Source organism: Actinomadura logoneensis (genome assembly GCF_003428695.1).
GTDB classification, from domain to species: domain Bacteria; phylum Actinomycetota; class Actinomycetes; order Streptosporangiales; family Streptosporangiaceae; genus Spirillospora; species Spirillospora logoneensis.
This window is the reverse complement of sequence record NZ_QURH01000311.1, coordinates 1-10,727: the sequence shown is the minus strand read 5'-3', so window position 1 is coordinate 10,727 and position 10,727 is coordinate 1. Positions and strand designations below refer to the sequence as shown.

The 10,727-nt window shown below is 75.9% G+C and carries 8 protein-coding genes and 1 pseudogene; 4 read left to right on the top strand and 5 right to left on the bottom strand.

Features of this window, described 5'->3' with window-relative positions; all coding sequences use genetic code 11:
• The 3 genes and pseudogenes from DZF91_RS41215 to DZF91_RS19095 all read left to right on the top strand — a co-directional run.
• Positions 1-1,290, top strand: a pseudogene (locus DZF91_RS41215) (hypothetical protein); the annotation flags it as partial.
• On the top strand, positions 1,287-1,598 hold the full coding sequence (locus DZF91_RS19100; RefSeq protein WP_117358814.1) for a hypothetical protein: 312 nt from the start codon (positions 1,287-1,289) through the stop codon (positions 1,596-1,598). The pseudogene DZF91_RS41215 and the gene DZF91_RS19100, both read left to right, overlap by 4 nt.
• Before the next feature lie 12 nt (positions 1,599-1,610).
• Complete coding sequence (locus tag DZF91_RS19095) at positions 1,611-2,408, top strand: SDR family NAD(P)-dependent oxidoreductase (RefSeq protein ID WP_117358813.1); 798 nt, start codon at positions 1,611-1,613, stop codon at positions 2,406-2,408.
• Between the two features lie 91 nt (positions 2,409-2,499).
• On the opposite strand, the gene DZF91_RS19090 is transcribed toward DZF91_RS19095, so the two are convergent.
• Positions 2,500-3,021, bottom strand: coding sequence for a hypothetical protein (locus tag DZF91_RS19090; protein WP_117358812.1), 522 nt, complete (start codon positions 3,019-3,021; stop codon positions 2,500-2,502).
• Positions 3,018-5,372 (bottom strand): tetratricopeptide repeat protein, encoded by a 2,355-nt coding sequence (locus tag DZF91_RS19085; protein ID WP_117358811.1) that lies wholly within the window; start codon positions 5,370-5,372, stop codon positions 3,018-3,020. The genes DZF91_RS19090 and DZF91_RS19085 overlap by 4 nt, the downstream gene beginning before the upstream one ends.
• A gap of 926 nt (positions 5,373-6,298) precedes the next feature.
• Between DZF91_RS19085 and DZF91_RS19080 the strand changes: the two genes are divergently transcribed.
• A complete protein-coding gene (locus DZF91_RS19080) occupies positions 6,299-7,354 on the top strand; it encodes a phosphotransferase (protein ID WP_158587981.1) in 1,056 nt (351 codons plus the stop codon).
• Positions 7,355-7,460: 106 nt separating this feature from the next.
• Here the strand turns inward: DZF91_RS19080 and DZF91_RS19075 are convergent, their stop codons facing one another.
• From DZF91_RS19075 to DZF91_RS39905, 3 genes are all read right to left on the bottom strand, one after another.
• On the bottom strand, positions 7,461-8,933 hold the full coding sequence (locus DZF91_RS19075; protein WP_117358816.1) for a multicopper oxidase family protein: 1,473 nt from the start codon (positions 8,931-8,933) through the stop codon (positions 7,461-7,463).
• Positions 8,934-9,109: 176 nt separating this feature from the next.
• Complete coding sequence (locus DZF91_RS19070) at positions 9,110-9,415, bottom strand: 4a-hydroxytetrahydrobiopterin dehydratase (protein ID WP_207661891.1); 306 nt, start codon at positions 9,413-9,415, stop codon at positions 9,110-9,112.
• Between the two features lie 55 nt (positions 9,416-9,470).
• The coding region (locus tag DZF91_RS39905) for a mannosyltransferase YkcB-related protein (protein WP_456236651.1) at positions 9,471-10,727 on the bottom strand (1,257 nt) is incomplete at its 5' end.

Genomic DNA, 10,727 nt, shown 5'->3' with positions numbered 1-10,727 from the left:
GCCGCCGCGCCCGACGGCCCCCGCCCGCCCGCGTGGGCGCGCCGGACCCGCCGCGGCATGATGGCCGGCGGCCTGCTCGTCGGACTGTCGGTGTTCCAGGCCGAGTACGACTTCGGCGTCCCCCAGTTCCGGCTCGTCCACCAGCCGCTGCTCATCGCCGTCGCCGCCGGGTGCGCCCTGGTCTGCGCCCGGCTGTGGGTCGGACGCGGCGGAGCGCTGTTCGCCGCCGCGTTCTACCTGCTCGTCCGCGGCGGCGTGTCGGTGCTGGTCGCCGGCGTCATCGGCGAACTGTGGGCCGCCGTCCCGCTGTACCTGGCCGAGGCGCTGTGCGTGGAGGCCGCCGCGCTCGTCCTGGCCCGCCGCCCGCTCGCCCTCGGCGCGGTGTCCGGCGTGCTCATCGGCACCGCCGGGTTCGCCGCCGAGTTCGCCTGGACGCACGTCGCGTTCCGGCTGCCCTGGACCGCCGACATCGCCGTCGAGGGCACCGCGATGGCCGTCGTCGGCGGCGTCGCCGGAGGCGTTTGCGGCGCGCTGCTCGCCGAAGGACTCCACGGCCGCCTCCCCGGACGCGCCGCCCCCGCCCGTCCCGACGACACGGAAGCGGACCGCCCGATCCCGGCCTCCGCGCACCCGGCCTCCGCGCACCCGGCCTCCGAGAAGCGGGCTCGCCCGAACGCGGCCCGCGCGCTGTTCGCCGCGAGCCTGGCCGTGTTCGCCGCCGCGCTGGTCAACTGCCAGGTCTTCACCGTCCCGCAGGGACGCAGCGCCACGCTCACCCTCACCGGCGTCCACGGCGCCGGCGCCGAACGCACCGCCGACGTCCGCGTCGAGCTCACCCCGCGCGACGCCCTCGACCACCCGTCCTGGATCGACGTGACCGCCTGGCAGGGGCACGGCCTGTACGTCGAGCACCTGGTCCGCGAGGCCCCCGGCGTGTACCGCACCCGCCGCCCCGTCCCGGTCGCCGGGCAGTGGAAGACCCTGGTCCGCCTCCACGACGGACGCCTGCTCGCCGCCGTCCCGGTGTACCTCCCGCACGACAAGGCCATCAACGCGCCCGAGCTGCCCGCCCAGCCGCGGGCCACCCGCGCCGTCACGGGCGAACGCCACATCCTGCAGCGCGAGCTGAAGACCGGACTGCCGCCCTGGCTGTGGGCCGCGTGCTCGGCCGTCGTCCTCGCCTGCACCCTCACCCTGCTCATCTCGCTGGGCTGGGGCGTCGCCCGCATCGCCCGCACCCTGCCCGCCGCCGCCCGCCCCGCCCCCTCGCCCGAGAAGGTCGGCGCATGACCACCGCACCGCTGGCGACGGCCGCGCCGCTCGCGACCCACGCGGCCGTCACCGCCGTCCCCTTCTTCGTCCCCACGTTCGTGGTCGTCGCGGTCATCGCCGTCATCATCTGGCGCGACCGCCGCACCCCCGACGACCCGGAACCCGGCCACGACCACCACCCCGGCGAGGACGACCAACCCGGCGAGGACGACCAACCCGGCGACGAGCGCGAACCCGGCGACGAGGGCGAACCCGGCGACGGGCCGGGCGCCGGCGACGAGCACGAGGGGCGGGGCGGGAGCCGGGACCCGAGCCCCCTCCCGTAGGGTGACGGTCCCATGAACCGACCCGCACCCCACGCGCCCGCGAGCTACCTGTCCGAGCTGTTCTCCCTGCACGGACGCGTCGCGCTGGTCACCGGCGGCAGCTCCGGCATCGGCCGCGCCATCGCCGAGGCCCTCGCCCGCGCCGGAGCGTCCGTGGTCGTCCTGGCCCGCCGCCAGGACGAGCTCGACGCCACCGTCGCCGCCCTCACCGCCCTCGGCGGACGCGCCGCGAGCGTCAGCGCCGACCTCGCCGACCGCGACGCCCTGCACGCCGCCGCCGACCGGGCCGCCGAGGTGTTCGGCGAACCCGACATCCTGGTCAACGCCGCCGGAATCAACCTGCGCCCGCACATGGACGAGCTCACCCCGCAGGTGTGGGACGCCACCATGGCCGTCAACCTCGACGCGCCCTACCTGCTCGGCCGCCGCTTCGGCCCCGGCATGGCCGAACGCGGCTACGGACGCCTCATCCACATCACCTCGCAGCAGGCGTACCGCGCGTTCGTCTCCAGCGGCGCCTACGGCGTCTCCAAGGCGGGCCTGGCCGCCCTCGCCCGCTCCCAGGCCGAGGCGTGGTCCCCGCACGGCGTCACCGCCAACACCCTGGTCCCCGGCTTCGTCCTGACCCCGCTCAACCAGCGCCTCCAGTCCGACCCCGCCCTCGTCGAGGCGCTGGCCGCCCGCACCTTCACCGGACGCAACGGCGTCGCCGAGGACTTCGCCGGCGCCGCCGTCTTCCTCGCCTCCCCGGCGTCCTCCTACGTCACCGGCCAGGCCCTGTTCGTCGACGGCGGCTTCTCCACCCACTGACCCCCCGGCCCGTCCCCCACGCCCGGCGGCCCGCAACGAACTTCGCGTCCGGCCGCTCTCGGGTCGCGTCCGGGGCAGACGACCAGGACGATCAGAGGGTGCCGCCGGGCGTTCCGGGCCGCGGCAGGTGATGGGTGAGATCGGGCAGCATCCGCGCGCTCAGCGGCGCGCGCAGCGCGTAGACCAGCGCGGTCACCGGCACGCCCGCGTGGTAGGCGGCGACGGCGCGATGCGTGCCGTCGAGGATCAGCGCGCGCCCGTCGTCCAGCGCCAGCGCCGGGAGGACGAGCTGCACCGGCTCGTCCTGGGCGCGGAAGCACCGGACGAGCCGGTCGAGGGTGTCCCTGCGCTCGCGGTCCCACCGCTTGAGGACGTCCGAGGCCTGCCGCACGGTGTGCGTGACCGCCTCGGGGTGGTTCCACTCGGTCTGGTGGCCGGAGGCGGTGGCGTACCAGACGGTGAGCAGGTCGCCGAGCACGTCGCGGGAGGTGCTGAACCGCTCCTCCACACCGCGCTCCGGATCACCGAGCAGGTCGGGCGACAGCTGCGCGCGCACGTGCCTGCCGAGGAACAGCCGGATGAACTGCGAGGTGTCGATGGGGGCCTTCCTCACATCTGGGCCGTGATCGAGGCGGCCCGCCGGCGCAGCCGCCCGGCCTCCTCGCCGCCGACGCCGGGGAGCCGCGCGAGCGCGGTGAGTATCAGCACCAGCTTAGGATGGTCCGGCTCGTACGTCTCCTCGACGATGCGCCGCGCGCGCTCCAGCGCCTCCCGCGCCTGCTCCGCGCGGCCCGCGGCGGCCAGCACCGGCCCGTACTCCACCAGGATCTCGGCGACGTACGGGTGCTCCGGGCCGTAGAGGCCCTCGTACAGCCGCTCGCCGTCCTCCAGCAGCCGCCGCGCCCGCTCGGCCTCGCCCTGGCCCGCCAGCACCACGGCGTAGACCTTCTCGGCGGCGACCGTGCTCGGATGGTGCCCGAGGACGTCGCGGTAGATGCCCACGACCGGCTCGATGACCCGCCGCGCGCCGTCCAGGTCGCCGAGCCACGTCAGGGTGGCCGCGAGGGTCTTGCGGTGCTCCATCACCTCGAAGTGGGTGTCGCCGAACCGGCCCGCGAGGACGCCGCTGATCCGGGTGAGCCGCTCGGCGGTGGCGCGCAGCAGCCCCGCGTCGCCCAGGACCCGCCCGAGTTCCGCCTGCACGAACGCCGCGGCCCCCTCGGCGGCCAGGGTCCGGTCGTCCTGCGCCCCGTACAGGCGGACGCTGCCGTCCACCGTCCCCTCCAGGATGTCGACGGCCTCCCGGAACCGGCCCCGGCGCCACATGACCGTGCCGCGCACGGAGTCGATCTCGATGAGGCGGGCCTCGTCGAGGCGGGGGTCGTCGAGGCGGGGGTCGTCGAGGTGGGGGTCGTCGGCGCCGCCGGCGGCGGCCAGCACCCGCCGTCCGTGCTCGGCCGCCGTGAACGCCTCGCCGAGCTCGGAGAACTCGATCAGGATGCGGCACTTCCACAGCAGGAACCGGTAGAGGGACGGGCTGTCGCGCCCGTCGAGGCGCTCCTGGATCTCCAGGGCGGTGGTGACGGCCCGGAGGGCGCCGACGATGTCGGCCCGCCGGTACAGGTCGATGGCCAGGCACAGCCGGGTCTCGGCGACCTCGCGGCTGCCGGGGCCGTGGGCGCGCTCGCGCAGCGTCAGCGCCGCCTCCAGCGGCGCCGCGGCCTCGTCGTAGCTGGAGCGCTCGATGAGGTAGCGGCCCGCGCAGTACAGCAGCCGTCCCAGGACGACCTCGGTGTCGGTGCCGGCGTCGGTGTGGGCGCCGGTGCCGACGTCCGCGCCGGGGTGGGACCGGGTCAGCCGCCGGTGGTTGCCGTGCAGGGCCAGCACGTGCGGCAGCAGGCGCGAACAGACGGGCCACCTGGTCCGGTCGTCGACGTCCTCCGGGAACAGGTGGTCCAGGATGCCCGCCGCCCTCGCGAGCCACCGGGCGGCGGTGGCGGGCCCCATGTCGCGGCGGACGACGCTCTGCACCAGCCGGTGCACCGCCGCGGCGCCCGCCTCGATGCGGATCAGCGAGTAGCGGTGCAGGTGCTGGACGGCGAGGTCGTAGGCGAGCGCGTCCGGGGCCACCGGCGCCAGATGACCGGGCAGGTCCGCGACGCCCTCGCCCGCCAGGTCGCGCGTCAGCCCCTCGGGAGCGAGCATCGCCCACAACCTCATGAGGTCCAGCGCCAGGGGCTCGCGCTCGGCGGCGCGGCGCAGCGTCAGGTTCCAGGTCATCGCCACCGGCTGGACGTCGTCGGCGGGCTGGAAGCGGGCGAGGACGTCCTCCAGCGAGTCCTCCAGCAGCCGCCCGTACACGGCGAGGCCGATCGCGGCCTGCCGGACGTAGGCGACGGCGTGCGTCAGCGCGAGCGGAAGCTGCCCGAGCAGGCGGGCGACCTTCCGGGCGGCCTCCCGGTCGCCGTCGCCGGTGCCCTCGCACAGCAGCCGGACGGCGTGGTCGCCCGGCAGCGGCGGGACCTGCAGCACCGCGCGCGCCGGCACCAGCCCGGACCAGTCCGCCAGCCGCGAGGTGATCAGCACGTGGCCGCCGTCGCCGCTGGGCCAGTGCCGCCGCAGGTCCTCGACCGAGTCGGCGTTGTCGAAGATCAGCAGCCACGGGCCGCGCTCGCGCAGCGCCCGCCGGAGCTCGGCGATGAGCAGGTCGGCGTCCGCCAGCTCGGGCACGCCGAGCCGGAGCGCGAGCCGCACCAGGCCGGCGCTCAGCGACGTGGGCCGGTCGGCGGTGATCCACCAGATGATGTCGTAGTGCCGCCGGTACCGGTGGGCGTAGTTGACGGCCAGGCTGGACTTGCCGACCCCGCCCATCCCCACGGCGGCGACCGCGCTCACGTCGTCGTCGCGGTCGCCGGGGCTCAGGAACCGGGCGCGCAGATCCCGCACCAGCGCGTCGCGGCCCACGAACGCCGGGTCGCAGATCCCGCACCAGCGCGTCGCGGCCCACGAACGCCGGGTCGGGCGGGCCGAGGTTGGTGATCGCCGGGCCGCCGTGCGGGAACGGGGTGCCGTCGCCGGACGGCAGGACGGGCGTCTCCGGCAGGTCCCGCTCGGCGAGGACGCCGCGGGCGGCCAGCTCGTGGAACAGCAGCGTCCGCGCGCCGGCCTCGTCCAGACCGCCGATGTCGACGACGTCGGCGTCGTCCGTGCCCGGGGGCGTGGCGCACTCCTCCACCCGCACGACGACCAGCCGCGCGGGGTCGGGGCGGTAGTGGTCGAGCATCGGCGAGCCCAGCGTCTCCCACGTCGCCGACAGCACGCACACCGACCAGGTCGGCAGGCCGTCGGGGGTGGGCGCGGGCGGGTCGAGGGCCCGGTAGGGCTCCACCCGGGTCCGGGCCGTCCTCGCCAGGCAGGCGGCGATCCACTCGCCGTAGGTCGCGTCGGCGGGATGGAAGAACACCGCCAGCGACCGCACCGGAACCGGCGGCTCCGGCGCCGGCCGGCGCAGCCCGCGCAGCCGCAGCCCCAGGTAGGTGCTGCCGCCGGTGAGCGCCGCGCTGAACACCGCCAGCGCCCATCCGGGTGACCCGTCCACGCCGCCCGCCACGATCCCGGCGAACGCGCCGACCCCGATCGCGCTCCCCCCGATCCAGGGCATCCGGTGCACCTCGCCCACGCGGCGCAGCGCCTCGCGGCGGGCGGGCGCCGGGACGGGACGCGGCGGAGCGGGGTCGGGCGACTCGATGGTGTCTCGGGGCAACGTCGTCTCCGCCGGGGGCGAACAAGGGGCTGGTGCTCCGATGATGGGACGCGAACCGCGCGCGGTCCACTCACCTCCGCGATTATCGTGGCGGCGCGGACCCACGCACGGGCGGCCGGAGGTGGACGTGACGGGCCCCGACGGGCTGGACGCGGCGCTGCGGAACCAGATCGCGCAGGTGGACCGGCGGGTCGCGCTCAGCGGCGGCGTCGACGCGCACGACCGCGACCACATCCGGATCGCCGCCGCCCTGGCTGCGTCCCTGCGCGGCGCCCTCGGCCTTGGGCGCTTCGGCGGCGTCCTGACCGGTAATACGGCACGTCCGCAACTGGTGCTGGGCTTCTCCTGCGCCGAGCGGGGCGAGGTCGTGCTGAAGGTCTACGGCAAGCGGCGGGCGGGCGAGGCGCAGGCCCTGCGGTTGTGGGCCCGGCACGGCGTGCCGGCGGCGCCCGTCCTGGACGGCGGCGACGACCCCGCGACCTGGCTGCTCATGTCCCGCATCGACGGCACCGTTCCCGGCCCCGCCGACCTGGCCGCCGACGCCGCCCTGACCGCGCTGACCCGCGACCTCGCCGCCACCATGGCCACCGCCCACACCGCCGCCACCGCGCGCCCCCCGCACATCGGGGACGCCGCGTCCACCCCGCACATCGTGAAGACCGACCGCGCCGCGCCGAGCGCCCACACCGTGGCCGCCGTTCCGGACGGCCGTCCCCTCGCACCGACGCTGACCGGATACCTGCGCGCGGCGGTCGCCGCGCTCACCGCCCACGGCTACCGGCCGCACGACCGGTGGCGCGATGCCGCCCGCCTCTACGCCGCCGGTCCGGCCACGCTGCTCCACGGCGACCTCGGGCTGGGCAACGTCATCCGCGACCGCGACGGCGTCCTGCGACTCCTGGACGCCAGCGCCTACATCGGCCATCCCGGATTCGACGCGGCCCGGTGGTGCGCCCGTGTCGCCGGTCCCGACCGTGTCGAAACGGCCCTGGCGGCCTGGTGCGAAGCCGAGCCGTCCGCCGACACACCCCACACCCGCGTGCTGCTCGGCCTGGAACTCCTCCTGCAGGCAGGCGTCCGGGAGGCCGTCAAACGCCAGGAAGGCCGCCACCACCCGCCCCCCGACCCCGTCACCCGCGCCTACCTCGCCCGCGCCGCCCACTACCTGTCCGAACGGCAGTGACCCCCCTTCCGCCGAGGGCCCGCTCTCTCCTGTCCCCGCCCCGCCGCGACCGGAGGGGCGTCCGGGGCTCGGCGCGTGTGCTCGGCGCGTGTGCTCGGCCGGCAGGTCAAAAGCAGTCCAGCAGGAGCATGAAGCCGTAGTCCATGTGGAACTGCTGGTGGCAGTGGAGGAGGGAGAGACCCGGCTGGTCGGCGGTGAAGTCGAAGTCGAGGGTCTGGTAGGCGCCGAGCATCACCACGTCCTTGCACAGGCCGTGGGTGGGCGTGCCGGCGGCGTGGGTGACCTCGAAGGTGTGCCGGTGCAGGTGGAGGGGATGGACGTCCGGGCTGGCGTTGCGGAACCGCAGCCGGTACCGGCGGCCGCGGTCGAGATGCCGCACCGGCTTGTGGGTGTCCATGGAGAAGGGGACGCCGTTGAGCGTCCAGAGGTCGGGGCCCCGGGAGGTGCGGCGCTGCTCCACCAGCAGGTCGATCGTGTGGTCGGGACTCTCGCGGGGCGGGCCCGGGAGGGCGAAGGTGCGGTAGTCCCAGGTGAACGGGGGTGGGGCCACCCACCGCGCAGGGCCGCCGCGGCCCGCGTACTCCACCACGGTGCCCAGGCCCCGGTGCCGGGCGTGGTCGGACACGTCGCCCAGCACCCACACGCCCGGATGGTCCATCTCCACCAGCGCCGAGACGCGTTCGGCGGTGCCGATCCACAGCACGGGCACCTCGGCCGGACGGGGCACCGGGTTCCCGTCGAGGGCGACCACCCGGAAGGTGTGCCCCGGCAGGTGGAGGCCGCGCGTCTCGGTGGCGCTGGCGTTCAGGATGTGGAACAGCACGCGCTGGCCCGTCCTGACCCTGACCGGACGGCCGTGCCCCAGCATGCGGCCGTTGACGCTGAACACGCGGTATCCGACCTCGAAGCCCGGCGGCGCCGCGCGGCCGTCCGGCGAGGTCAGCGCCTTCCGGTTCGTCCGCTCGAGCTCCGGCAGACGTGAACCGGCCAGGAAGTCCGTGGCCATGGCATCACCGCGGTACAGGGACGGCTCGAACTCCTTCAGCGTCAGGAAGACCTCCTTGTCGTAGGCGCCGGGGTCGGCTTTCGGATCGACGTATACCGGCCCGGCCTGGCCGCTGAAGGTCCCGCGCGTCAGGTCGCGGCGGGCGGTCACGTGGGTGTGGTAGAAGCGGAAGCCCGCCGGCCCCGCCGTGAACGACACGCGCCGCGTCTCGTGCGGGCGGATGAACGGAGTGCCCTCCTCCGCCGACCCGTCCACCTCGGCCGGCACCACCTGGCCGTGCCAGTGCAGCAGTTCCGGACGGTCGGTGGCGTTGTGGATGTCCACGACGGCCGGGCGGCCCTCGGCGAACCGCAGCAGCGGACCGGGGAACCGCCCGTTGTAGGTCGTGGTGCGCACGACCACGCCCGGCGCCAGCTCGATGTCGCCCGTCGCGATCCGCAGCGAGTAGTCCGGCCGGCGGTGGGCCCCGGCCGGGACGGGCGACCCTGCCGGGGAGCCGGCGAGGGCCGCGCCGGAGCCGCTTGCGGCCCACACGGCCATGCCGCCCAGCCTGAGCGCGTCCCGACGGCTCATCGACACCGACTCGCTCCCCTCCCGCCCCGGTGCAGCGACCGCGCAGCCACACGATCGTCACCCCTGGTGATATTTATATCACCAGGGGTAATAGGTGGTGGGCGCCGGGTCGTCAGGTGGGTCGCCGGGCGCCGAGACTCCGGACCGAGACGCCGGACCTGGACGCCGGGGCGGTGTCAGCGGGCGCCGTGTGCGGCGGCCAGGGCGTCGATGCGGTGCGCCAGCGCGAAGTCCAGGGCCGTCAGGCCGCCCGCGCTGTGCGTGCTGAGCGCGAACCGGACCGTCGTCCACCGGACGTCGATGTCGGGGTGGTGGTCGGCCTCCTCGGCGGCCTCGGCGACCGCCACCACCAGCTCGATCCCCGCCGCGAACGACGGCGCCTCGAACCCGCGCCGGATCTCCCCGCCCTCCCGGGACCACCCCGGCAGTTCCTCGAGCCGCTCGGCGATCGCCGCCTCGTCCAGCCTGCTGCGGTCGGGCACCGCTCCTCCTCCGGGACACGCGACCGTCCGGACGACGGCCCTCACCCGCAGTACATCACCGTCCCGCCGACAGCTCGTACACCGTCACGCCGCCGGACGAGTCCGACGCGCCGTACTCACCCGGACGGACGGGCGTCCCGTGCTGCCTCACCCACGCCGTGACCGCCTCGGTGGACGCGCCGCGCCCACCCGGCCCCATCCCGCCGTCGGAGACCACGATGTAGCGCAGCTTCCCCTGCCGGACGAACGACTCCAGCTTGGCGACCGTCATCGCGTCGTCGGCGCCGGTGAACCCGCCCATCGCGATGACCGGACGGCCGGTCCTCAGGATGATCGAGGACGCCGCCTGCGCGTTGGGGACCGCGACGAGCCACCGCGCGCCGCCCTGACGCCTCTCCAGGTAGGAGACCAGCTGGTCGCTGACCTCGCCGCCGGGACCGCCGAAGCCCCGCCGTCCGCCAACGGTCGCCGGGCCACCCGGGGACGCCCCGCCCGGCGGCTGCCCGAAGCCCGGGACGCCGCTGCCGGGGACGCCCTCGCCCATGCCCGGAGGCATGCCCTCGAACCCGCGCACCCCGCCACGGCCGCCCATCCGGCCGCCCGGCCCGAAACCGTGACCGGAGTCCGGCCCGGCCAGCGGGTTGGTCCCGTTCACCGGCGAGGACGCCGCCGACGCCCCGTACGCGCCCGGACCCGCCAGGCACGCCACCACCGCCAACGCGACCCCGGCCAGCGAGAACGGCGTCCCCGCGCGGCGCACCAGCCGGCCCACGAGCAGGTTCGCGACCGCCAGCATCGTCACGGCCGCCACCAGCCAGCGCAGCGCCGGATGCCAGTGCGGCGTCCGGTTCAGCAGGACGAACGCCCACGCGCCCGTCGCCGCGACCGCCACCGCCGGAACCCACGCCCAGCGGGCCGACTGCCGGTACGCGCCGAACAGCAGCACCGCGCCGCCGCCCGTCAGCGCCGCGATAGCCGGAGCCATCGCCGTCGTGTAGTACGGGTGGAAGGTGCCCTCGGAGAAGCTGAACACCACGAAGTGCACCGCCAGCCACGCGCCCCACAGCACCAGCGCGGCCCGCGCCAGGTCGGCGCGCGGACGCCGCCGGACCAGCACCAGGCCCGCGACCAGCGCGACCGCCGCGAGCGGCAGCAGCCAGGAGATCTGGCCGCCCAGCTCCGCGCCGAACATGCGGCCGATGCCCGGCCGTCCGCCGAACATGCCGCCGCCCCCGCCCGGCGGACGGTCCCGCGCCGTCTCGCCGGCCCGCCGCGCGAACTCGCGGAACGCGTCGCCGCCCGCGCCGGCGCC

Coding starts and splice junctions, on each gene's coding strand:
- DZF91_RS19100 (WP_117358814.1), top strand. CDS start 1,287: ATGACCACCGCACCGCTGGCGACGGCCGCGCCGCTCGCGACCCACGCG.
- DZF91_RS19095 (WP_117358813.1), top strand. CDS start 1,611: ATGAACCGACCCGCACCCCACGCGCCCGCGAGCTACCTGTCCGAGCTG.
- DZF91_RS19075 (WP_117358816.1), bottom strand. CDS start 8,933: ATGAGCCGTCGGGACGCGCTCAGGCTGGGCGGCATGGCCGTGTGGGCC.